The sequence below is a fragment of the Arthrobacter sp. zg-Y844 genome, from assembly GCF_024385465.1.
GTDB lineage: Bacteria > Actinomycetota > Actinomycetes > Actinomycetales > Micrococcaceae > Arthrobacter_B.
In genome coordinates this window covers 398,501-420,576 of sequence record NZ_JANFLS010000001.1, presented here as the reverse complement: position 1 = coordinate 420,576, position 22,076 = coordinate 398,501, and the positions used below count along the sequence as shown (strand labels likewise).

At 62.9% G+C, this 22,076-nt stretch carries 34 protein-coding genes; 33 read left to right on the top strand and 1 reads right to left on the bottom strand.

Features of this window, described 5'->3' with window-relative positions; translation table 11 throughout:
- Positions 1-2: 2 nt before the first annotated feature.
- The 33 genes from rplC to glmM all read left to right on the top strand — a co-directional run bounded on the left by rplC (position 3) and on the right by glmM (position 21,015).
- Positions 3-659 carry a 50S ribosomal protein L3 gene (gene rplC / locus NNX35_RS01965; RefSeq protein WP_255764879.1) on the top strand — a complete coding sequence of 219 codons (657 nt, stop codon included), beginning with the start codon at positions 3-5 and terminating at the stop codon, positions 657-659.
- Between the two features lie 4 nt (positions 660-663).
- Entirely contained in the window at positions 664-1,278 is a 615-nt protein-coding gene (gene rplD, locus NNX35_RS01960; protein ID WP_227918737.1) for a 50S ribosomal protein L4, read from the top strand.
- Positions 1,275-1,580 carry a 50S ribosomal protein L23 gene (gene rplW, locus NNX35_RS01955; protein WP_104052736.1) on the top strand — a complete coding sequence of 102 codons (306 nt, stop codon included), beginning with the start codon at positions 1,275-1,277 and terminating at the stop codon, positions 1,578-1,580. Before rplD ends, rplW begins: the two co-directional genes overlap by 4 nt.
- 30 nt (positions 1,581-1,610) lie before the next feature.
- Entirely contained in the window at positions 1,611-2,450 is an 840-nt protein-coding gene (gene rplB / locus NNX35_RS01950; RefSeq protein WP_146361090.1) for a 50S ribosomal protein L2, read from the top strand.
- Positions 2,451-2,462: 12 nt separating this feature from the next.
- A complete protein-coding gene (gene rpsS, locus NNX35_RS01945) occupies positions 2,463-2,744 on the top strand; it encodes a 30S ribosomal protein S19 (protein WP_104052734.1) in 282 nt (93 codons plus the stop codon).
- Between the two features lie 38 nt (positions 2,745-2,782).
- The gene (gene rplV / locus NNX35_RS01940; RefSeq protein ID WP_227918735.1) at positions 2,783-3,148 is read left to right on the top strand and encodes a 50S ribosomal protein L22; all 366 of its coding nucleotides are present in this window, start codon (positions 2,783-2,785) and stop codon (positions 3,146-3,148) included.
- Entirely contained in the window at positions 3,149-3,991 is an 843-nt protein-coding gene (gene rpsC, locus NNX35_RS01935) for a 30S ribosomal protein S3 (protein WP_227918732.1), read from the top strand.
- Positions 3,992-4,408 (top strand): 50S ribosomal protein L16, encoded by a 417-nt coding sequence (gene rplP, locus NNX35_RS01930; RefSeq protein ID WP_055239353.1) that lies wholly within the window; start codon positions 3,992-3,994, stop codon positions 4,406-4,408.
- Between the two features lie 2 nt (positions 4,409-4,410).
- A complete protein-coding gene (rpmC, locus tag NNX35_RS16020) occupies positions 4,411-4,740 on the top strand; it encodes a 50S ribosomal protein L29 (protein WP_304658988.1) in 330 nt (109 codons plus the stop codon).
- A complete protein-coding gene (gene rpsQ, locus NNX35_RS01920) occupies positions 4,737-5,042 on the top strand; it encodes a 30S ribosomal protein S17 (RefSeq protein ID WP_279326965.1) in 306 nt (101 codons plus the stop codon). Before rpmC ends, rpsQ begins: the two co-directional genes overlap by 4 nt.
- A gap of 381 nt (positions 5,043-5,423) precedes the next feature.
- A complete protein-coding gene (gene rplN / locus NNX35_RS01915) occupies positions 5,424-5,792 on the top strand; it encodes a 50S ribosomal protein L14 (RefSeq protein WP_055239356.1) in 369 nt (122 codons plus the stop codon).
- A 3-nt stretch (positions 5,793-5,795) separates the two neighbouring features.
- Positions 5,796-6,155 carry a 50S ribosomal protein L24 gene (gene rplX / locus NNX35_RS01910; protein ID WP_227918730.1) on the top strand — a complete coding sequence of 120 codons (360 nt, stop codon included), beginning with the start codon at positions 5,796-5,798 and terminating at the stop codon, positions 6,153-6,155.
- Positions 6,155-6,724 carry a 50S ribosomal protein L5 gene (rplE, locus tag NNX35_RS01905; protein ID WP_227912807.1) on the top strand — a complete coding sequence of 190 codons (570 nt, stop codon included), beginning with the start codon at positions 6,155-6,157 and terminating at the stop codon, positions 6,722-6,724. Before rplX ends, rplE begins: the two co-directional genes overlap by 1 nt.
- Positions 6,725-6,814: 90 nt before the next feature.
- A complete protein-coding gene (gene rpsH / locus NNX35_RS01900; protein WP_146361106.1) occupies positions 6,815-7,213 on the top strand; it encodes a 30S ribosomal protein S8 in 399 nt (132 codons plus the stop codon).
- Positions 7,214-7,231: 18 nt separating this feature from the next.
- Complete coding sequence (rplF, locus tag NNX35_RS01895; protein ID WP_255764877.1) at positions 7,232-7,768, top strand: 50S ribosomal protein L6; 537 nt, start codon at positions 7,232-7,234, stop codon at positions 7,766-7,768.
- Between the two features lie 2 nt (positions 7,769-7,770).
- A complete protein-coding gene (rplR, locus tag NNX35_RS01890) occupies positions 7,771-8,154 on the top strand; it encodes a 50S ribosomal protein L18 (protein WP_227918722.1) in 384 nt (127 codons plus the stop codon).
- 29 nt (positions 8,155-8,183) lie between these two features.
- Positions 8,184-8,864 (top strand): 30S ribosomal protein S5, encoded by a 681-nt coding sequence (gene rpsE, locus NNX35_RS01885; protein WP_227918719.1) that lies wholly within the window; start codon positions 8,184-8,186, stop codon positions 8,862-8,864.
- Positions 8,864-9,076, top strand: coding sequence for a 50S ribosomal protein L30 (gene rpmD / locus NNX35_RS01880; protein WP_227918717.1), 213 nt, complete (start codon positions 8,864-8,866; stop codon positions 9,074-9,076). The genes rpsE and rpmD overlap by 1 nt, the downstream gene beginning before the upstream one ends.
- Position 9,077: 1 nt before the next feature.
- Entirely contained in the window at positions 9,078-9,533 is a 456-nt protein-coding gene (rplO, locus tag NNX35_RS01875; RefSeq protein WP_255764876.1) for a 50S ribosomal protein L15, read from the top strand.
- Positions 9,534-9,778: 245 nt separating this feature from the next.
- Positions 9,779-11,089: a preprotein translocase subunit SecY gene (gene secY, locus NNX35_RS01870; RefSeq protein WP_255764875.1), complete on the top strand. Its 1,311-nt coding sequence runs from the start codon at positions 9,779-9,781 to the stop codon at positions 11,087-11,089.
- Complete coding sequence (locus NNX35_RS01865) at positions 11,086-11,658, top strand: adenylate kinase (RefSeq protein WP_255764874.1); 573 nt, start codon at positions 11,086-11,088, stop codon at positions 11,656-11,658. The genes secY and NNX35_RS01865 overlap by 4 nt, the downstream gene beginning before the upstream one ends.
- 45 nt (positions 11,659-11,703) lie before the next feature.
- Entirely contained in the window at positions 11,704-12,528 is an 825-nt protein-coding gene (gene map, locus NNX35_RS01860) for a type I methionyl aminopeptidase (RefSeq protein ID WP_227918708.1), read from the top strand.
- Between the two features lie 244 nt (positions 12,529-12,772).
- Positions 12,773-13,597: a glycerophosphodiester phosphodiesterase family protein gene (locus tag NNX35_RS01855; protein WP_255866833.1), complete on the top strand. Its 825-nt coding sequence runs from the start codon at positions 12,773-12,775 to the stop codon at positions 13,595-13,597.
- Between the two features lie 171 nt (positions 13,598-13,768).
- Entirely contained in the window at positions 13,769-13,990 is a 222-nt protein-coding gene (infA, locus tag NNX35_RS01850) for a translation initiation factor IF-1 (RefSeq protein ID WP_055239372.1), read from the top strand.
- A gap of 83 nt (positions 13,991-14,073) precedes the next feature.
- Complete coding sequence (gene rpmJ, locus NNX35_RS01845) at positions 14,074-14,187, top strand: 50S ribosomal protein L36 (protein ID WP_012397712.1); 114 nt, start codon at positions 14,074-14,076, stop codon at positions 14,185-14,187.
- Between the two features lie 201 nt (positions 14,188-14,388).
- Positions 14,389-14,766 carry a 30S ribosomal protein S13 gene (rpsM, locus tag NNX35_RS01840; protein ID WP_227903828.1) on the top strand — a complete coding sequence of 126 codons (378 nt, stop codon included), beginning with the start codon at positions 14,389-14,391 and terminating at the stop codon, positions 14,764-14,766.
- Positions 14,767-14,831: 65 nt separating this feature from the next.
- Positions 14,832-15,233, top strand: a complete 402-nt coding sequence (gene rpsK, locus NNX35_RS01835; protein WP_049829160.1) for a 30S ribosomal protein S11 — start codon at positions 14,832-14,834, stop codon at positions 15,231-15,233.
- A 181-nt stretch (positions 15,234-15,414) separates the two neighbouring features.
- Positions 15,415-16,425, top strand: coding sequence for a DNA-directed RNA polymerase subunit alpha (locus NNX35_RS01830; protein WP_146361126.1), 1,011 nt, complete (start codon positions 15,415-15,417; stop codon positions 16,423-16,425).
- Between the two features lie 65 nt (positions 16,426-16,490).
- Positions 16,491-17,036, top strand: a complete 546-nt coding sequence (gene rplQ / locus NNX35_RS01825) for a 50S ribosomal protein L17 (RefSeq protein ID WP_227918703.1) — start codon at positions 16,491-16,493, stop codon at positions 17,034-17,036.
- 38 nt (positions 17,037-17,074) lie between these two features.
- The gene (locus tag NNX35_RS01820) at positions 17,075-18,004 is read left to right on the top strand and encodes a tRNA pseudouridine(38-40) synthase TruA (RefSeq protein WP_255862643.1); all 930 of its coding nucleotides are present in this window, start codon (positions 17,075-17,077) and stop codon (positions 18,002-18,004) included.
- A 320-nt stretch (positions 18,005-18,324) separates the two neighbouring features.
- Entirely contained in the window at positions 18,325-18,768 is a 444-nt protein-coding gene (gene rplM, locus NNX35_RS01815) for a 50S ribosomal protein L13 (RefSeq protein ID WP_227918698.1), read from the top strand.
- Positions 18,769-18,807: 39 nt separating this feature from the next.
- Complete coding sequence (gene rpsI / locus NNX35_RS01810) at positions 18,808-19,305, top strand: 30S ribosomal protein S9 (protein WP_227918696.1); 498 nt, start codon at positions 18,808-18,810, stop codon at positions 19,303-19,305.
- Positions 19,306-19,644: 339 nt separating this feature from the next.
- Positions 19,645-21,015, top strand: coding sequence for a phosphoglucosamine mutase (gene glmM / locus NNX35_RS01805; protein ID WP_255764871.1), 1,371 nt, complete (start codon positions 19,645-19,647; stop codon positions 21,013-21,015).
- Positions 21,016-21,053: 38 nt separating this feature from the next.
- Here the strand turns inward: glmM and coaA are convergent, their stop codons facing one another.
- Positions 21,054-22,037 (bottom strand): type I pantothenate kinase, encoded by a 984-nt coding sequence (gene coaA, locus NNX35_RS01800; RefSeq protein WP_255764870.1) that lies wholly within the window; start codon positions 22,035-22,037, stop codon positions 21,054-21,056.
- Positions 22,038-22,076: the final 39 nt, after the last annotated feature.

Genomic DNA, 22,076 nt, shown 5'->3' with positions numbered 1-22,076 from the left:
TTATGTCTACTTCACTTACACGCCAGGTAAAGGGACTGCTGGGCACCAAGCTCGGCATGACCCAGGTTTGGGACGAGAACAACAAGCTCATCCCCGTAACCGTCGTCCAGGCTGACTCCAACGTCATCACGCAGCTGCGCAACGCGGAAAAGGACGGCTACACCGCCGTTCAGATCGGCTACGGCCAGATCGACCCGCGCAAGGTGACCAAGCCGCTGGCCGGCCACTTTGAAAAGGCCGGCGTTACGCCGCGCCGCCACGTAGTTGAACTGCGTACCGCCGATGCCGACACTTACGAGCTGGGCCAGGAACTCTCCGTTGAGATGTTCGCGGCCGGCCAGAAGGTCGACGTCACCGGAACCTCCAAGGGTAAGGGCTTTGCCGGTGTCATGAAGCGTCACGGCTTCCATGGCGTTGGTGCCTCCCACGGTGCACACAAGAACCACCGTAAGCCGGGTTCCATCGGTGGCGCATCCACCCCGGGCCGCGTCTTCAAGGGCGTTCGGATGGCGGGCCGCATGGGCGCCGTCCGTCACACCACCATGAACCTCACGGTTCACGGTGTGGACGCCGAGAAGTCGCTCCTGCTGATCAAGGGTGCCGTTCCCGGCGCCCGCGGCCAGGTCGTCCTCGTACGCTCTGCCGTGAAGGGAGCTTAGTCTCATGGCTAACGAAACCACTGTTGAATTCCCCGCAGAGATCTTCGACGTTCAGACGAACGTACCGCTGCTCCACCAGGTGGTAGTTGCTCAGCTTGCAGCCGCCCGCCAGGGTACGCACAAGACGAAGACGCGCGCCGAGGTAAGCGGCGCAGGCCGCAAGCCGTTCAAGCAGAAGGGCACCGGCCGGGCTCGTCAGGGCTCCATCCGTGCTCCTCACATGACCGGCGGCGGCGTTGTCCACGGACCGACGCCCCGCGATTACAGCCAGCGCACCCCCAAGAAGATGAAGGCTGCTGCACTGCGCGGCGCCCTGTCGGACCGGGCACGCAACGGCCGTATCCACGTCCTCGAATCCCTGGTTGAAGGCACCAAGCCTTCCACCAAGGATGCACTGAGCGCCCTGCGTTCGGTTTCCGACCGCAAGAACCTGCTCGTTGTTATCGAGCGCGCCAACGATGTTGCCGCACTTTCCGTGCGCAACGTTCCGGCTGTTCACGTGATCTACGTAGATCAGCTGAACACCTATGACGTGCTTGTTGCCGACGACGTGGTCTTCACCAAGGCTGCCTACGACGAGTTCGTCGGCAAGAACACAGTCAAGGAGGACGCCAAGTGAGCGCGACCACCGCTAAGGATCCGCGCGACGTAGTGCTTGCACCCGTCGTCTCGGAAAAGAGCTACGGCCTGATCGACGAAGGTAAGTACACCTTCCTGGTCGACCCCCGCTCCAACAAGACCGAGATCAAGCTGGCCGTGGAGAAAATCTTCTCCGTCAAGGTCGACTCGATCAACACCATCAACCGTGCCGGTAAGCGTAAGCGGACCAAGTTCGGATGGGGACAGCGCAAGAACACCAAGCGCGCCATTGTCACCCTCAAGGACGGCACAATCGACATCTTCGGCGGTCCGCTCAGCTAGGGCGGAGACCACTTTAACGAGGAATAAATAATGGGAATCCGTAAATACAAGCCGACTACCCCGGGCCGTCGCGGCTCGAGCGTAGCCGACTTCACCGAAATCACGCGGTCGACGCCGGAAAAGTCGTTGGTACGTCCGCTGCCCAAAAAGGGCGGCCGTAACAACACCGGTAAGATCACGACCAGGCACAAGGGTGGTGGACACAAGCGTCAGTACCGTCTGATCGACTTCCGCCGCCACGACAAGGACGGCGTCAACGCACGCGTTGCCGAGATCGAATACGATCCGAACCGTACCGCCCGCATTGCCCTGCTGCACTACGTTGATGGCACCAAGCGTTACATCATTGCTCCGAACAAGCTCAAGCAGGGCGACTTCGTAGAGGCCGGCGCCGGCGCTGACATCAAGCCCGGCAACAACCTGCCCCTGCGCAACATCCCCGTGGGTACCACCATCCACGCTGTTGAACTTCGTCCGGGCGGCGGCGCCAAGATGGCCCGCTCCGCCGGTGCATCCGTTCAGCTCGTTGCCAAGGAAGGCCGCTTCGCCCAGCTGCGTCTGCCCTCCGGTGAAATCCGCAACGTTGATGTGCGCTGCCGCGCCACGATCGGCGAGGTCGGCAATGCCGAGCAGTCGAACATCAACTGGGGCAAGGCCGGCCGTATGCGCTGGAAGGGCGTACGCCCGACCGTCCGTGGTGTCGCCATGAACCCGGTCGATCACCCGCACGGTGGTGGTGAAGGTAAGACCTCCGGTGGACGCCACCCGGTCAACCCGAACGGTAAGCGCGAAGGCCGTACCCGCCGTCCCAATAAAGAGAGCGACAACCTCATTGTGCGTCGCCGTCGTTCCGGCAAGAACAAGCGATAGGAGCCTGGAAACATGCCACGCAGCCTGAAGAAAGGCCCCTTCGTCGACCAGCACCTGTTTCTCAAGGTAGCGGCCGAAAACGAAAAGGGCACCAAGAACGTCATCAAGACGTGGTCCCGCCGTTCGATGATCATCCCCGACATGCTCGGGCACACGATCGCCGTACACGACGGACGTAAGCACATTCCGGTGTTTGTCACCGAGTCGATGGTCGGGCACAAGCTCGGCGAATTCGCTCTGACGCGGACATTCCGCGGCCATGTGAAGGACGACCGCAAGGGCAAGCGCCGCTAGGCGCTGCTCTTTCGGCAGAAGACGAGAGAAGGAAAGCAATGGAAGCCAAGGCAATTGCGCGTCATATCCGCGTAACGCCTATGAAGGCCCGGCGCGTCGTCAACCTTGTTCGTGGCAAGCAAGCGAATGAGGCTCTGGCAATTCTGAAGTTTGCCCCCCAGGCAGCTTCGGAGCCGGTACTTAAGGTAATTCAGTCGGCTATGGCCAATGCACGTGTCCTCGCGGACCGTGACGGCGTGGCCTTCGACGAGGGTGACCTCTTCGTCAGCGAAGCATTCGTTGACGAAGGACCCACCATGAAGCGGTTCCAGCCGCGGGCCCAGGGCCGCGCCTACCGCATCAACAAGCGGACCAGCCACGTCACCGTGGTAGTCGCAACCCCTACGATCGAGGAGGAACGCTAAGTGGGACAGAAGGTAAACCCGCACGGGTTCCGACTCGGCATCACCACTGACCACGTATCGCACTGGTTTGCTGACAGCAACAAGCCGGGCCAGCGTTACAAGGACTTCGTCCGCGAGGACATCAAGATCCGTCAGCTGATGTCCACCGGCATGGACCGCGCCGGCATCGCCAAGGTTGAGATCGAGCGCACCCGTGACCGTGTTCGTGTGGATATCCACACTGCACGTCCGGGCATCGTGATCGGCCGCCGCGGCGCCGAAGCGGACCGCATCCGCGGCGAGCTCGAAAAGCTCACCGGCAAGCAGGTCCAGCTGAACATCCTCGAGGTCAAGAACCCCGAGATGGAAGCACAGCTTGTTGCCCAGGGTGTTGCTGAGCAGCTCTCTTCCCGCGTGGCTTTCCGCCGTGCGATGAAGAAGGCCATCCAGTCCGCACAGCGTGCCGGCGCCAAGGGTATCCGTATCCAGTGCTCCGGTCGTCTGGGCGGCGCTGAAATGAGCCGTTCCGAGTTCTACCGCGAAGGCCGTGTGCCCCTGCACACCCTCCGCGCGCAGATCGACTACGGTTTCTTCGAAGCCAAGACCACCTTCGGCCGCATCGGCGTGAAGGTCTGGATCTACAAGGGCGACGTTACCGCTAAGGAACTGGCTGCACAGCAGGCTGCTGCACCGTCCCGCGGACGCTCCAACGATCGTCCGGGCCGCGGCCCGGCCGACCGCGGTGACCGTGGCGGCGACCGCCGTCGTCGTCCCGAGCGCGGCGACAAAGCCGCCGCGCCTGCTGCTGCAGAGGCTCCGGCCGCTGAGGCAGCTGCCCCCGCAGCAGAAGGAGGACAGGCTTAAATGCTTATCCCACGTCGAGTCAAATACCGTAAGCAGCACCACCCGGGTCGCTCCGGCGCTGCAACCGGCGGCACTGCCGTCAGCTTCGGCGAGTGGGGTATCCAGGCTCTGACGCCTGCATACGTCACCAACCGCCAGATTGAAGCTGCGCGTATTGCCATGACACGCCACATCAAGCGCGGCGGTAAGGTCTGGATCAACATCTACCCGGACCGTCCGCTGACGAAGAAGCCTGCTGAAACCCGTATGGGTTCCGGTAAGGGTTCTCCGGAGTGGTGGGTTGCAAACGTCAAGCCGGGCCGGGTTCTCTTCGAACTCTCCGGTGTTTCCGAAGAGGTAGCTCGTGAGGCCCTGCGCCTGGCGATCCATAAGCTGCCGTTGAAGGCACGCATTGTGCGTCGCGAGGGTGGTGAATAGAAATGGCAGTTGGATCAAAAGAGCTGACAACCGAGCAGCTGGACGGCTTCGATAAGGACCGTCTCGTAGAAGAACTGCGCAAGGCCAAGGAGGAGCTGTTCAACCTCCGCTTCCAGTCGGCTACCGGCCAGCTGGAAAACCACGGTCGTCTGCGTGCAGTGAAGCGCGATATCGCCCGCATCTACACGGTGCTGCGTGAGCGCGAGCTGGGCATTCGTCCCGAGGTTGTCGCTCCCGTTGAGGAAGCAGCACCCGAGGCACCGAAGAAGTCAAAGAAGAAGGCTACCAAGTCTGAAGCTGAAGCCAAGGTCGCTGAGGATGATGCCAAGTGAGCGAAAACAAGAATGAGGCAGCAGTGACAACTGACGCAAACGGCGCCGATGCCCGCGGGTACCGGAAGACCGCACGCGGCTACGTGGTCTCGGACAAGATGGATAAGACCATCGTTGTCCAGGTTGAAGACCGCGTGAAGCACGCCCTTTACGGCAAGGTTATTCGCCGGACCGAGAAGCGCAAGGCCCATGACGAGCAGAACGCTGCCGGCATTGGTGACCTCGTGCTGATCGCCGAGACCCGGCCGCTGTCCGCTACCAAGCGGTGGCGCCTGGTCGAGATCCTCGAAAAGGCCAAGTAACCTAGTAGTAAGAAGTACCGGCCGGCCCGCCGGTGTGTTCCCCGCGACAAGCGGAGAACACGCCGGCACCGTCCACAGCGTGAGGGCCCCGGCCGCGTTATCATCTTCGATTTCGCTTCCGGGGCCTTTTCGCGATAAACTTGAAATCTTGTCTGTGTGGTGCGGAAGTGTGTCCGGAATCCGGTCTCGAACCGGGGCTCCGGTACTGCCTCCTCACCGCCGAATGAGACAAAAGCCCGATAATCTTGTTCGACGCCGCGCAAGGCGGCTGCACTGGCGTGCGGCCGGTCCGCCCGGCGTTGAGTACCAGTATTACGGGGTCCACCCATATCCGTTCCGCAAGGCTCATTTCGAGAACCGGCGCGACGACAGGAGTAATAAGTGATTCAGCAGGAGTCGCGACTGAAGGTCGCCGACAACACGGGTGCCAAGGAAATCTTGACCATCCGCGTTCTCGGTGGATCCGGCCGTCGCTACGCAGGCATTGGCGACACCATTGTTGCCACCGTCAAGGATGCAATTCCCGGCGGCAACGTCAAAAAGGGCGACGTGGTCAAGGCCGTCATCGTCCGTACCAAGAAGGAACGCCGCCGCCAGGACGGTTCCTACATCAAGTTCGATGAGAACGCTGCAGTGATCTTGAAGAATGACGGCGACCCCCGCGGTACCCGTATCTTCGGGCCCGTTGGCCGCGAACTTCGCGACAAGAAGTTCATGAAGATCATTTCGCTGGCTCCGGAGGTGCTGTAGTCCATGGCAAAAATCAAGAAGGGTGACCTCGTTCAGGTCATCACCGGTGCTAAGGCTGAGCGCGGCGGAGACCGCGGCAAGCAGGGCAAGGTTCTGAAGGTCTTCCCCGAGAGCAACCGCATCCTCGTTGAAGGCATCAACCGCGTCACGAAGCACACCAAGGTTGGCCAGTCCTCCCGCGGTTCCAAGACCGGCGGCATCGAGGTTGTTGAAGCCCCGATCCACGTTTCCAACGTCGCCATTGTCGACCCGGAAACCAAGAAGCCGACCCGCGTTGGCTTCCGCACTGAAACCGTCGAAAAAGATGGCCGTGAGCGCACTGTGCGTATCCGCGTGGCCAAGGGCTCTGGGAAGGACCTCTAATGACTGAGACTGTCACCAAGATCGTTCCCCGTCTGAAGACCCGCTACGCAGCGGAGATCAAGCAGACCCTGCAGGACGAATTCAACTACTCGAACGTCAACCAGGTTCCCCGCCTCGTCAAGGTGGTTGTGAACATGGGTGTTGGAGATGCCGCCAAGGACTCCAAGCTCATTGACGGTGCGGTACGCGACCTCACCCAGATCACGGGCCAGAAGCCCCAGGTCACCAAGGCACGCAAGTCCATCGCTCAGTTCAAGCTGCGCGAAGGCATGCCGATCGGTGCGCACGTTACGCTGCGCGGCGACCGCATGTGGGAATTCGTGGACCGCCTGGTCACCCTGGCGCTGCCCCGTATCCGTGACTTCCGCGGCCTGAACGGCAAGCAGTTCGACGGCAACGGCAACTACACGTTCGGTCTGACCGAACAGTCGATGTTCCACGAAATCGATCAGGACAAGATCGACCGCGTACGCGGCATGGACATCACCGTGGTTACCACCGCAAAGACCGATGACGAGGGACGCGCGCTGCTGAAGGCGCTCGGCTTCCCGTTCAAATCCGAAGATTAATTACTACGTAACAGGTCCGACGGAGATCCGTGAGGCGACGCCGCACGGGGATCCTGCAGGAAACCGTTACGAGGGAGGGCAAGAGCCCAAATGACAATGACAGATCCTGTCGCAGATATGCTCACGCGTCTGCGCAATGCAAACTCGGCATACCACGATTCCGTGTCCATGCCTTACAGCAAGCTCAAGGCGCGCGTTGCTGACATCCTGAAGGCCGAGGGCTACATCGCCGGCTGGAAGGAAGAAGAGGCCGAGGTCGGCAAGAAGCTGACCCTGGATCTCAAATTCGGTCCGAACCGCGAGCGTTCCATCGCCGGCGTTCGCCGCATCTCCAAGCCCGGTCTGCGCGTTTACGCGAAGTCCACCAACCTGCCGCACGTGCTGGGTGGTCTGGGTATCGCAATCCTGTCGACGTCGTCAGGTCTCCTGACCGACCGCCAGGCCGCCAAGAAGGGTGTAGGTGGGGAAGTCCTCGCCTACGTCTGGTAGCAGGGAAGGGAAAGAAAAATGTCACGTATTGGACGTCTGCCCATCCCGGTTCCTGCCGGAGTAGATATCGCCATCAACGGCAACGTTGTATCCGTCAAGGGCGCCAAGGGCGAGCTGAGCCACACTGTGCCCAGCCCGATCACGGCAACGCTTGAAGACGGCACCATCACGGTTACCCGCCCGAACGACGAGCGTGAATCCCGCGCCCTCCACGGCCTGACCCGCACGCTGATCGCCAACATGATCACCGGCGTGACCGAAGGCTACAAGAAGGATCTGGAAATCGTTGGTACCGGTTACCGCGTGGTAGCGAAGGGTTCGGACCTCGAGTTCGCCCTGGGCTACAGCCACCCGGTCCCCGTCGCGGCCCCCGAAGGCATCACGCTTACCGTGGTTGGCCCGACGAAGGTCACCGTGTCCGGTATCGACAAGCAGCAGGTGGGCGAGGTTTCCGCCAACATCCGCAAGCTGCGTAAGCCCGACCCCTACAAGGGCAAGGGTATTCGTTACGCCGGCGAGATTGTCCGCCGCAAGGTCGGAAAGGCTGGTAAGTAACCATGGCCATCAGCATTAATAAGAAGCGAAACAGCAAGAGCAAGTCTGCCCTGCGCAGCCGACGCCAGCTGCGTATCCGCAAGCGGATTTCCGGAACCGCGGTTCGTCCGCGCCTCGTGGTCAACCGCTCTGCCCGCCACATCTTCGTCCAGGTTGTCGATGACAGCCGCGGCGTAACCGTGGCTTCCGCCTCCACCATGGAAGCGGATCTGCGTGCACTGGACGGCGACAAGACCGCCAAGGCCAAGCGCGTCGGCGAACTCGTTGCTGAGCGGTCGAAGGCCGCCGGCATCGAAGCCGTTGTCTTTGACCGCGGTGGTAACCGCTACCACGGCCGTATTGCTGCAGTTGCAGACGGCGCACGTGAAGGTGGGCTGGCACTGTGACCGAGGTAAACAAGGAAAAGGAAAATCAGGTGACTGAAGCTACAGCTGCTGAGGCAACTGAGACCAAGGAAGCCGCAGCCACCGGTACCGACGACCGCCGCGGCGGACGTCGCGGCGAGCAGCGCGGCTCCGACCGTGGAGGCCGCGGCGAACGCGGTGGCCGCGGTGGCCGCGACGGCGGACGCAACGATGAGAAGGACAAGTTCATTGAACGCGTCGTGACCATCAACCGCGTTGCCAAGGTGGTCAAGGGTGGCCGTCGCTTCAGCTTCACCGCCCTCGTTGTTGTCGGTGACGGCAACGGCATGGTCGGCGTTGGCTACGGCAAGGCAAAGGAAGTTCCCTCCGCTATTGCAAAGGCTGTTGAAGAAGCCAAGAAGACCTTCTTCCGCGTCCCGCGCATCGGTGGAACCATCCCGCACCTCGTCCAGGGTGAAGCTGCTGCAGGCGTTGTCCTGCTGCGTCCGGCTTCCCCCGGTACCGGTGTTATCGCCGGTGGTCCGGTCCGCGCCATTCTGGAATGCGCCGGTATCCACGACGTCCTGTCCAAGTCGCTCGGGTCCTCCAACGCCATCAACATCGTGCACGCCACGGTTGATGCGCTGAAGCGCCTCGAAGAGCCCCAGGCAGTGGCAGCACGCCGCGGCCTTCCGCTCGACCAGGTCGTTCCCTACGCGATGCTCCGCAACATGCAGAAGGCAGGTGCCTGATGTCGACTCCGAAGAACGTCGTCGTTAGCACGGCTCGACTGGAAATCACTCAGATCAAGTCCACCATCGGTGGTAAGCAGAATCAGCGCGACACGCTGCGTTCACTGGGCCTGAAGCACATCGGCGACTCTGTCGTCCGTACTGCTGATGCAGTGACCGTTGGCATGATCAACACGGTTCCGCACCTCGTGAAGGTTGAGGAGGCGAAGTAACATGCCCGAAGAAAACAGAACTCTGAAGGTCCATCACCTGCGTCCGGCACCCGGTGCCAAGACGGCCAAGACCCGCGTAGGCCGCGGTGAAGGTTCCAAGGGTAAGACGGCAGGCCGCGGTACCAAGGGTACGGCTGCCCGCTACCAGGTCAAGGCAGGCTTCGCCGGCGGTCAGCTTCCGCTGCACATGCGTCTGCCGAAGCTGCGCGGCTTCAAGAACCCGTTCCGGGTCGAGTTCCAGGTTGTAAACCTGGACAAGATCTCGGAACTGTTCCCCGAAGGCGGCGCCGTGGATATCGAAGCACTGGTTGCCAAGGGCGCGGTTCGCAAGAACCAGCCCGTCAAGGTGCTCGGCTCCGGCGACATCACCGTCAAGGTTGATGTCCAGGCCAACGCCTTCTCCGCCAGCGCTGCAGAAAAGATCGCCGCAGCCGGCGGATCCACCACAACGGTCTAAGACCTCGTGGCGGGTCTGTTACCCTCCCCGTCCGGACACATTGCGTGTACCGGCAGGGGAGGGGCGCACGATCCAACGTTTCACCACTGAACTCCTGGCGGACCCCATCCGGTCCGCCGGGAGTTCAGTTCCGTTTAAGGCAACTACCGCGTCCAGTACGGCGTTAACGCAGTACGGGCCGCGAGCGGCTAGACTCTGTTTCTGTCACAAGTCCGGATCGGACTTTCCAAACTTCAGGAGGACGCTTGCTTAGCGCTATTGGCCGGGCTTTCCGGACACCAGACCTGCGACGCAAGCTGTTGTTTACGCTGGGAATCATCACTATCTTCCGCATGGGTGCTTTTATCCCGGCCCCGGGTGTTGACTACGGCAATGTGCAGCAGTGCTTGAATCTGGGTGCCACCTCCGGTGGTATTTACCAGTTCGTCAATCTCTTCAGCGGCGGTGCGCTGCTGCAGGTCTCCATCTTTGCCCTCGGCATCATGCCCTACATCACCGCCAGCATCATTGTTCAGCTGCTGCGCGTCGTGATCCCGCACTTCCAGGCCCTCTACGAAGAGGGTCAGCAGGGCCAGTCGAAGCTCACCCAGTACACGCGGTACCTCACCATCGCGCTGGGCCTGCTCAACGCGACGACGGTCGTCTCCCTGGCCCGCTCGGGTGCACTCTTCAACAACCAGTGCGCCCTGCCGATCATCCCGGACGACAACCTGGTCACCGTCCTGCTGCTCATCGTCACGCTGACCGCCGGTACCGGCGTCATCATGTGGATGGGCGAGCTCGTCACGGAAAAGGGTGTGGGCAACGGTATGTCGCTGCTCATCTTCACCTCGATCGCGGCGTCCTTCCCCAGCGCCCTTGGCGCCATCCTCAGCGCACAGGGCTGGACCATCTTCCTGGCCGTCATCGCCGTCGGCGTCCTGACGGTGGCCCTGGTCATCTTCGTGGAGCAGTCGCAGCGCCGCATTCCGGTGCAGTACGCCAAGCGCATGGTCGGCCGGCGGACCGTAGGGGGCACGAACACCTACATTCCGATCAAGGTGAACATGGCCGGCGTGATCCCCGTGATCTTCGCATCCTCCATGCTCTACCTGCCCAGCCTGCTGGCGCAGTTCAATACTCCCTCGCAGGGCACGCCGCCGGGATGGGTGGTCTGGATCAACAACTACCTCGTCAGCGGCGACCACCCGCTGTACATGCTGGTGTACTTCCTGCTGATCGTTTTCTTCACCTACTTCTACGTCTCCATCACGTTCAACCCGGACGAGGTCTCGGAGAACATGAAGAAGTACGGCGGCTTCATTCCCGGCATCCGGGCCGGCCGCCCCACCGCCGAATACCTGCAGTACGTGCTCTCCCGGATCACGCTGCCCGGCGCCCTTTACCTGGGCTTTGTCGCCCTGATCCCGCTGATTGCTCTGGTGTTGGTTGGAGCTAACCAGAACTTCCCGTTCGGCGGAACGTCAATCCTCATCATGGTTGGTGTGGGACTGGAAACGGTTAAGCAAATTGACGCGCAGCTCCAGCAACGTCACTACGAAGGGTTATTGCGATGACAAGAATGCTGATTATCGGGCCTCCCGGCGCCGGTAAAGGAACTCAGGCCGCTCGGATCTCGGACCGGCTCGGTGTCACGGCAATATCAACCGGCGACATTTTCCGCTCGAACGTGAAAGAGGAAACGCCCCTGGGCGTGGAGGCGAAGAAATACATCGACGCCGGCAACTTCGTTCCGGATACCGTCACCAACGCCATGGTCCGCAGCCGGCTGGCTGACGGCGACGTCGAATCGGGCTTCCTGCTGGACGGCTACCCGCGCACCGTGGCGCAGGTTGAAGAACTCGACGACATCCTGGCCGGCAACGGCCAGAAGCTTGACGCGGTACTCCTCCTGACCGCCGACGACGACGAACTCGTGGCCCGCCTGCTCCGGCGCGCGGAACTCGAGGGCCGCAGCGACGACACGGAAGACGTCATCCGGCACCGCCTGGACCTCTACAAGCAGCAGACGGCCGACGTCGTCGCCCGTTACGAGGACCGCGGAATCGTCACCCGGGTGGATGGCCTCGGCGGCATCGACGAAGTCACCGAGCGTGTCATGGAAGCACTGAAGGACCTGCGCTAAGAAAGTCCGGCGCAAAACGTTATCCGCTAGGAAGTTAGAAGACACATGTTCGGCCAGCCTCGAATCGAATACAAAACCAACGAGCAGATGCGCATCATGCGCGAAGCCGGCCTTGTATTGATCTCAGCGCTCGACGCGGCGGTCAAGGCCGCCGACGTCGGCGTCAGTACACGCGAAATCGATGCAGTATTTGCCCGGGTACTCAAGGAAGCGGGAGCCACCTCCAACTTCCTGGGGTACTACGACTACCCGGCCACGGTCTGCACGTCCGTGAATGAAGAAGTTGTCCACGGCATTCCGGGAGACCGGGTGCTGCAGGACGGCGACATCATTTCCATCGACGGCGGTGCAGTGGTGAACGGCTGGCACTCGGACTCCGCACGAACCGTGATCGTGGGTACGCCGGATCCGGAGGACCAGCGGCTGTCGGATGTCACCGAGAACGCCATGTGGCACGGCATTGCCGCTGCTGCCAAAGGCAAGTTCGTGGGGGACATCGGCGACGCCGTGGACGACTATGTCAGCAGCGTCCCGGGCAAGAAGCTGGGAATCCTCGAGGACTATGTCGGCCACGGCATCGGCACCGAAATGCATCAGGCACCCGATGTCCTGAACTACCGCACCGGACACCGCGGGCCGAAGCTGCGGCCGGGCCTGTGCCTGGCCATCGAGCCGATGCTGGTACGCGGCAAGATCCTCACCCGCACGCTCGATGACGATTGGACAGTTGTCACCGAAGACGGCAGCCGTTCCAGCCAGTGGGAGCACTCCGTCGCGATCCATGAAAAGGGGATCTGGGTGCTCACGGCGCCCGACGGCGGTGCCTCCCGGCTGGAACCGCTGGGGGTTACCCCGGTTCCGATCCCCTAGGGAATCCTCCGCATGCACTAAACCGGCAGGCCCCGTTCCTTCTAGGAACGGGGCCTGCCGGTTTTCCTGGGCGGATGCGCAGACGCGACGGGCCGGCCTCGGTGCGGGCACGTGCCCGGGGGCCGGGGTCCCGCCGGCGGCCTGGATGAACTGCAGCTGATGTCACGGGGAATCCTTGGCGGACGGCCGGTGAAGAGTAGTGTTTTCCCGGCTTTCGAGCGGTCCGCCACCCTACCGTGAAGTCATGGCCTCGACGTACAGAGCAGCAGCCCCGGCGGCACAATCCCTGAGCAACCTGCCGGCAGTGATCGCCCACAGGGGAAACAGTTCGGCGGCACCGGAGAACACCCTTCCGGCATTTGCCGCGGCGGCAGCAGCCGGAGCTGCGATGATCGAAACGGATCTTCGCCTCACGGCCGACGGAACCGCGGTGCTCCTGCACGACGCGAAACTGGGCCGGACGACCAATCTGCGCGGGCGGGTGGGCCGCACCTCGGCCGCCCGCCTCGCCGTGGCGGATGCCGGTGCCTGGTTTTCCGAAAACCACAGGGGAGTGCCGGTGCCGACGCTCGGGGACCTCGTGACGTTCCTGTCCGACCGGCAGCAACTGGGGCTGGTACTCGAGTTCAAGGGAGAGTGGAGTCCCCGCGGGGTGGAGCCTGTGGCGGATGCCCTGTGGGCGGCGGGACTGAAAGACCGCATTCTCGTGCAGGCCTTTTCGCGGCGGACCGTAGCAGCCCTGGCCCTGGCCGCCCCGGAATTCCGGCGGGGACTGCTGGTCGGCAAAGCACCGTCGGGCAGGCATGGAGAGACGGCGCTGCAGCGGTTCCTCTTCCGGGTGGAGGCTGCAGCGTGCAATCCCGGCGGGCGGTTCCTGGCCGAGCGCCCGGACCTGACGGCGCGGCTGCGTGCCGACGGGATGTCCGTGTATCCGTGGACCCTGGACCGCCCGGCACAGTGGCTGGAAGCCTTCGATGCGGGGGTGGACGGGATCATCACCAACCGTCCCGGCGCGCTGGCGGCGTGGGGAAACACCCGGTGCGGGAACTGGACAGCCGGAGCGATTTAACTTATGGGGGGTCTTCCCGTAGAGTTATCTGTTGGTTGTCTCTACATTCGTGCCCGGATTGACCGCTTTCGATGCTTTGTGCGCCGATGCGGCTGGCTGGGCCGGTGGAACGGCCACATTCGAAAAACCGTTGCCGGCGTCAAGCCGGTGACACAGACGTTAGCGGAGGATATGGCCAAGAAAGACGGCGTCATTGAGATCGAGGGCTCGGTAAACGAAGCCCTGCCCAACGCGATGTTCCGCGTTGAGCTGGCCAACGGCCACATTGTGCTCGCACACATCTCGGGAAAGATGCGTCAACACTACATTCGCATCCTCCCTGGAGACCGCGTTGTGGTGGAACTTAGCCCGTACGACCTCACCCGGGGTCGCATCGTCTACCGCTACAAATAAACCGCTGCAAAGACGGACAGCGCACCGCTCAGCCGGTTCACTGACCGTTCAAGCTCAACCCTGCAACCACGCAAAGGAAAACCATGAAGGTCCAGCCGAGCGTCAAGCAGATCTGCGATAAGTGCAAGGTGATTCGCCGTAACGGTCGAGTCATGGTGATCTGCGAGAACCCGCGCCACAAGCAGCGCCAGGGCTAATCTGCTTCTCTAGCTCCGGAGCCCGAAAGGGCAACGGTAAGAGGGCCCCTGATTTCAGGGATCAGCCCACGCGTAGTTAATTGAATATGGCAGTGCAGCGTCTATACGCGTGACGCATACCCCCGGTACGGAGGCCGGGGACCTGGCAACAGGGACGCACTGCTTCAGACCTCCGGTAATAACCAAAGGAGAACCGCCGATATGGCACGTCTCGCTGGCGTTGACATTCCCCGCGAAAAGCGGGTAGTGATTGCGCTTACCTACATCTACGGCGTGGGCAAGACCCGTGCAGAGCAGACCCTTGTAGAGACCGGCATCAGCCCGGAAACTCGCGTCAAGGACCTCACCGACGCTGAACTCGTTCAGCTGCGTGACTACATCGAGGGCAACTTCAAGGTTGAGGGTGACCTCCGCCGTGAGGTGGCCGCCGACATCCGCCGCAAGGTTGAAATCGGCAGCTACCAGGGCATCCGGCACCGCCGCGGCATGCCCGTCCACGGTCAGCGCACGAAGACCAACGCTCGTACCCGCAAGGGCCCGAAGCGCACCGTTGCCGGTAAGAAGAAGGCCGGCCGCTAAATAAGCGGTCTTCGGCCACGGCCCGAATCCGGGCCACCTAAACCAAACTCTTTGTAGGAGAAGTAATGCCCCCCAAGACTCGTGGAGCGGTCCGCAAACCGCGTCGCAAGGATAAGAAGAATATCGCGCTCGGCCAGGCGCATATCAAGAGCACCTTCAACAACACCATCGTGTCCATCACGGACCCGTCCGGTGCTGTTATCTCATGGGCTTCCGCCGGTGAGGTTGGCTTCAAGGGCTCCCGTAAGTCCACCCCGTTCGCTGCTCAGATGGCTGCTGAAGCTGCCGCGAAGCGCGCACAGGAGCACGGCGTCCGCAAGGTCGACGTCTTCGTGAAGGGTCCGGGCTCCGGTCGCGAGACCGCCATCCGTTCACTGCAGGCCACCGGCCTGGAGGTTGGCTCCATTCAGGACGTCACCCCGAGCGCACACAACGGTTGCCGTCCCCCGAAGCGCCGCCGCGTATAAGCAGCACTGCGGTTCCGGTTTCCCCGGCGGGCAGCCCACTTCTCGAAGTGGGTTGCCCGCCGGAGGGCGCCGGTCCCGGGCTGGCTGTTAGCCGTCCAAGACGCCCGCGGAAGACCCGTCGTCGTCGTTTCCACCATTTGTGTTGCGTCATATAGCGGATGCTCGCTGAAAGGAAATGCAAGTGCTCATTGCACAGCGCCCCACCCTCACTGAAGAAGTCGTAGCCGACAACCGCTCACGGTTCATCATTGAACCCCTGGAGCCGGGTTTCGGTTACACCCTTGGTAACTCCCTCCGTCGTACCCTGCTGTCCTCCATTCCCGGTGCCGCTGTAACCAGCATCCGCATCGAGGGCGTGCTGCACGAGTTCACGACGGTTCCCGGCGTCAAGGAAGATGTCACTGAGATCATCCTGAACGTCAAGAACCTCTCGGTTTCCTCCGAGCACGACGAACCCGTTGTGGCTTACCTGCGCAAGCAGGGCCCCGGCGTGGTTACGGCCGCGGACATCGCTCCGCCGGCCGGCGTGGAGTTCCACAACCCCGACCTGCACATCGCCACGCTGAACTCGAAGGGCAAGTTCGAACTCGAACTGACCATCGAGCGCGGCCGCGGCTACGTGTCGGCCAGCCAGAACAAGTCCGGTGACCAGGAAATCGGCCGTATCCCGGTTGACTCCATTTACTCGCCGGTTCTGAAGGTGACCTTCCGCGTGGAAGCCACCCGTGTTGAGCAGCGCACCGACTTCGATCGCCTGATCGTTGACGTTGAAACCAAGGATGCCATTGCACCGCGCGACGCTGTCGCCTCTGCCGGTACCACCCTGGTTGAGCTGTTCGGCCTGGCACGTGAACTCAACACCGCCGCTGAAGGTATCGAAATCGGTCCGAGCCCCACGGATGCCGCACTGGCAGCCGACATGGCCCTGCCGATCGAAGACCTCGAGCTGACCGTGCGTTCGTACAACTGCCTCAAGCGCGAAGGCATCCACACCGTGGGTGAACTCGTAGCCCGCTCCGAGGCTGACCTGATGGACATCCGCAACTTCGGCGCGAAGTCCATCGACGAGGTGAAGGCAAAGCTGGTTGAACTGGGTCTGTCCCTGAAGGATTCCCCTCCCGGGTTTGACCTGGCCGCCCGTGCCGCAGCTATTGAAGAGGACGAGTCCGAGTACTCGGACGACGAGCTCTAACTGAAGCAAATTCTTGCCGTTCGGGCCATTGAGCACCGCACGGCACCGTTTGAGGAGAAAAAGTAATGCCTACACCCACCAAGGGTAAGCGCCTCGGAGGCAGCCCGGCACACCAGCGACTGATGCTGGCCAACCTTGCCGCGCAGCTGTTCGAGCACAAGCAGATCACCACCACGGTGACCAAGGCCAAGCGTCTGCGTCCCTACGCAGAGCGGCTGATCACGTTCGCAAAGCGCGGGGACCTGTCCTCCCGCCGTCGCGTCCTGGCCCTGATCTCCGACAAGGGCATCGTCCACGAGCTCTTCACCGACATTGCTCCGGCAGTCGAGAAGCGCGACGGCGGCTACACCCGTATCACCAAGATCGGCAACCGCAAGGGCGACAACGCTCCCATGGCTGTCATCGAACTGGTCCTGGAGCCGCTTTCTGCCAAGCAGTCGGTAGTGGCCGAAGCCAGCACCGCTGCCGCTGCAGCCGCTCCGGCGCCTGCCGTTGAGTCTGCAGATTCCGCTGAGTCGGCAGAATCTGCCGATTCCGCTGAGTCCGCCGATTCGGCTGAGTCTGCCGACTCCGCTGATGAGGCTGTCGAAGCGACCGAAGAGAAGAAGTAATTCTTCGCTGAAGTCCCGGTGCCCTTAATATGGGTGCTATGACTATTGAAAGGCCCGCCGTCCCCGAAATGGATGGCGGGCCTTTCCGCGTCCGGATGGACCTCGCCTACGACGGTGCTCCCTTCTCCGGCTGGGCCGCCCAGCCCGGCCTGCGGACCGTCCAGGGCCTGGTCGAAGACGGGCTGGCAGTCCTGCTGCGCCGCCCGGTCCGGACGACAGTGGCCGGGCGGACCGACGCCGGCGTCCACGCCCGCGGCCAGGTGGTGCACTTCGACCTCACTGCGTCCGAATGGCACGAGCTGGCCAGGGGGCGGGACATGGACCCGGGAGTCTCCCTGCGGCGCAGGCTGCACGGGGTGCTGAACAAGGAGCTGACCATGCCGGCGCGGGAAGCAGGCCTCCAGCGGCGCGCCGTGGATGCCCTGGGCGGAGCCGTGGAAGTGCTGTCGGCCGTCCCTGCCCCGGCAGGCTTCGACGCACGCTTTTCGGCCCTCTGGCGCCGCTACAGCTACCGCATCTGCGACCTGCCCGAAACCCGGGATCCGCTGTCCCGGCACACCACGCTGTGGTTCAAGGCACCCCTGGACATCGACCGGATGAACGAAGCCGCAGCCGGCGTGCTGGGCATCCGGGACTTCCTCTCCTTCTGCAAACCGCGGACCGGATCCACCACCACCCGTGAACTCCTGGAGTTCAGCTTCCACCGAGGCGGTGACGGAGTTATCAGCACCCACATCCAGGCTGATGCCTTCTGCCACAACATGGTCCGCTCGCTGGTGGGCGGCTCACTGCTGGTCGGCTCGGGGGAGCGGCGCCCCCAGTGGCTTGCCGAACGCATGTTCGCGCGGATCCGGGACTCGAAGTCACTCCTGGCCCCGCCGCACCCGCTGGTGCTGGAGGAGGTCCGCTATCCGGCCGACTCCGATCTGGCCCGGCGTGCCGAGCTGACCCGGGCGCAGCGCGAATAGCCGATCCGGGCGCTGCGGTCCTAAAATAGGGGCAAAACTAATATCCGGCGCTGGAGCCATAACGCGGGGACAGCTTTTGACCTGACTACTCAAGCAGGCTATTGTTTATAGTCGTTGTGCGTGTCCTACCTCGATAGGCCTATGCCCACGGGAGCGGCTCAGTTGCAGAGCCACCTGGCCCCGGGGAAATAGCCGAGATCTCAGGACCACTGGTTAATTCAGTCCTCACCTGACCATCCGGTAACGCATAGAGAAGCTGCACTGTCCATGGCATCCATGGGCGGCGCGCCACCTAAGAAGAAGAAACGAAGGCAAACACCGTGCGTACGTACACCCCGAAGCCCGGCGACATCAACCGCCAGTGGCACGTCATTGACGCCACCGACGTTGTCCTAGGCCGTCTTGCCAGCCAGACCGCAACACTGCTGCGCGGAAAGCACAAGCCGACCTTTGCTCCCCACATGGACATGGGCGATTTCGTCATCATCATCAACGCCGAGAAGGTTGCCCTCACCGGCGCCAAGCTCGAACAGAAGCGTGCCTACCGCCACTCGGGTTACCCGGGCGGTCTGTCCTCCGTCAACTACGCCGAACTGCTGGAGCAGAACCCGGTACGTGCAGTTGAGAAGGCCATCCGCGGCATGCTGCCCAAGAACTCCCTGGCTGCTGATCAGATCAGCAAGCTGAAGGTCTACCGCGGTGCCGAGCACCCGCACGCCGCTCAGCAGCCCAAGACCTACGAAATCAACCAGGTCGCCCAGTAGTTCTGGCCCGCCAACTAAGAAATTAATTCAAGGAGAATCGTGGCTCAGAACACTGAAGAGCTCAATGAAAACACCGAGGAGCTTTCGAGCTACACCTCGGAATCCTCTGACTCGGTCCAGGCCGACGTCAAGGAACGTCCCGCCCTGACCGTCCCCGGCTCCGCCGTCGGACGCCGCAAGCAGGCTATTGCCCGCGTGCGCCTCGTCCCGGGTACCGGCAAGTGGATCGTCAACGACCGCGAGCTCGAGGATTACTTCCCGAACAAGCTGCACCAGCAGGAAGTCAACGAGCCGTTCAAGCTTCTTGACCTCGAAGGCGCCTACGACGTCATTGCACGCATCCACGGCGGCGGCCCCTCCGGCCAGGCCGGCGCGCTGCGTCTGGGCGTTGCCCGCTCGCTGAACGAGATCGACCGCGAGAACAACCGCCCCGCCCTGAAGAAGGCAGGCTTCCTGACTCGTGACGCCCGCGTCATCGAGCGCAAGAAGGCCGGTCTCAAGAAGGCCCGTAAGGCACCTCAGTACTCCAAGCGCTAAAAAGCGCCTACCCGGGGTGTATTCGCTGGAGCGAATACACCCCGGGGCCCTCGGCGCTTTTTAGCGCTTGGCTCCACAAGCGCCGGTTTCAGGGCTTGGGTTCATAAGCGCCGAAGAGCGTGGGGTTTCACCAAAAGGCAGTCGCTACGGCGGCTGCCTTTTGGCGTTAATGCGGCCGCTGGACGTCGGCTTGACCACACAGCCGAGCGGTATTTGCCTGACTGGCGCACACTTTCGCGTTTCCCGTTTCGGAGACAAGGGTGCACCGGTGGCAGAATGGGCCAGTAAGTTGCCCGTGAGCGGCTCCCGCTGTGGCTACAACCTGCTTGAGGATACGTAATGACTAGATTGTTTGGAACGGACGGCGTCCGTGGGCTGGCGAACGGGCTGATCACCGCCGAAGTTGCCCTGGGCCTTGCACAGGCGGCAGCAGTGGTGCTGGGCCATCGCCGGGTGGAACAGGGCCGTCGTCCGGTCGCTGTGGTGGCCCGGGACCCGCGCATCAGCGGTGACTTTATCTCCGCCGCCATGGAGGCCGGACTGGCCAGCTCCGGTGTTGATGTCTACGACGCCGGCGTTCTGCCGACCCCGGCCGCGGCGTACCTGGTTGCTGACCTCGGCGCAGATTTCGGCGTGGTTATCTCCGCCTCCCACAACGCTGCCCCCGACAACGGCATCAAGTTCCTGGCCCGCGGCGGGCAGAAGCTGGATGACGCCGTCGAGGACGCCATCGAGGCCGAAATGGCGCTGCCCAGCATGCGCCCCACCGGAAGCGAGGTGGGGCGGATCCACCGCTTCGCCGATGCCGAGGACCGGTACGTGGTCCACCTGCTGCAAACCCTCCCCAACCGCATCGAGGGCCTGAAGGTCGTCCTGGACTGCGCACACGGGGCAGCGAGCGGCTGCTCTCCCCAGGTCTTCGCCGACGCAGGTGCCGAAGTAGTGGTCATCGGCGCCGAGCCGGACGGACTCAACATCAACGAGGGTTACGGTTCAACCCACCTGGAGCAGCTGCAGGCGGCCGTGGTGGCGCATGGAGCCGACCTGGGTATCGCCCACGACGGCGACGCCGACCGCTGCCTTGCCGTGGACCATGAAGGCACGGTGGTGGACGGTGACCAGATCATGGCGATCATGGCCATTGCCATGAAGGAAGCCGGCAAGCTCAAGGACAATGCGCTGGTGGCTACCGTCATGAGCAACCTCGGCCTGAAGCTCGCCCTCCGCGAGGCCGGCATCGAGCTCATCGAAACCGGCGTGGGGGACCGCTACGTGCTCGAAGGGATGCGCCGCGGCGGCTACAGCCTCGGCGGGGAACAGTCCGGGCACGTCATCTTCTCCGAATACGCGACCACCGGAGACGGCGTCCTCACCGGCCTGCAGCTGGCGGCACAGGTTGCGCGGACCGGACGGACCCTGAAGCAGCTGGCCGGCGTGATGCAGAAGCTCCCGCAGGTGCTCATTAACGTCAAGGGCGTGGACAAGTCCGCCGTCGAGACCAACGAGCCGGTACGGCTCGCAGTCCAGCAGGCCGGGCAGGCACTGGGCGAAACGGGGCGCGTACTGCTCCGCCCCTCGGGCACCGAACCGGTGGTCCGGGTCATGGTGGAGGCCGCGGACATGGAGACAGCCGCCGAGACCGCACGGCGGCTGGCCGAAACGGTGGAAACCCATCTGGCCCTCAACGCAGGCGCCGGAGCAACGGTCTAGCAGCACTGCACCGGCGCGGGACCTAGTCCCGCGCCGGCCTACGTCTTGCGCAGGAGCATCCGCCGCACCGAGTGGTCCGCGTCCTTGGTCAGCACCAGCTGGGCGCGGCCCCTCGTGGGCAGCACGTTGGTGATGAGGTTCGGCTCGTTGATCCGCTTCCAGATGTCCAGGGCCGTGGCCCGGGCCTCTTCGTCCGTCAGATCCGCGTAGCGGTGGAAGTAGGATGCCGGGTCAGCGAAGGCCCCGGTGCGCAGCGACTGGAAACGCTGGACGTACCATTCCTCGATGTAGGAGGTGCGCGCGTCCACGTAAATCGAGAAATCGAAGAAGTCGCTCAGTGCAAGGCCGGCACGCCCGTCGGCGCGCGTCCGGGCCGGGGCGAGGACATTCAGCCCCTCGACTATGAGCACGTCCGGCCGGCGGACCACTATCTCCTCGCCGGGGACAATGTCGTACGTCAGGTGCGAATACTTCGGCGCCCGGACCTCCTCGGCGCCGCTCTTCACCTCGCTGACAAAGCGCAGCAGCCGGCGTCGGTCATAGGATTCCGGGAAGCCCTTGCGCTGCATCAGCCCGCGGCGTTCCAGTTCTGCGTTGGGGTACAGGAAACCGTCCGTGGTGATCAGTTCCACGTTCGGAGTTTCCGGCCAGCGGCGCAGCATTTCACGCAGGACCCGGGCCGTAGTGGATTTGCCGACAGCCACGGATCCGGCCACGCCGATCACGAACGGGGTACGGGTGGTCTTCTCGCCGAGGAAGGTGGTGGTGGCACTGTGCAGGCGGCCTGCAGCCGCCACATACAGGTTCAGCAGCCTGGAGAGCGGAAGGTAGACCTCCCTGATCTCATCCAGGTTCAGCTGGTCACCGACGCCGCGCAGCCGGAGGATGTCCTCCTGGTTGAGCGGGGAGCGTATCTCATGTGACAGCCGCGACCAGGTCCTGCGGTCCAGCTCGACGAAGGGAGTGAAACTGCTCTCGGGCGGCTGGGCCGCGGAGGACTTAACATGGCGTTCGGTCACCATAGGAATTCTGCCCTGAACAGCAGGCAAACCCAAACGGCC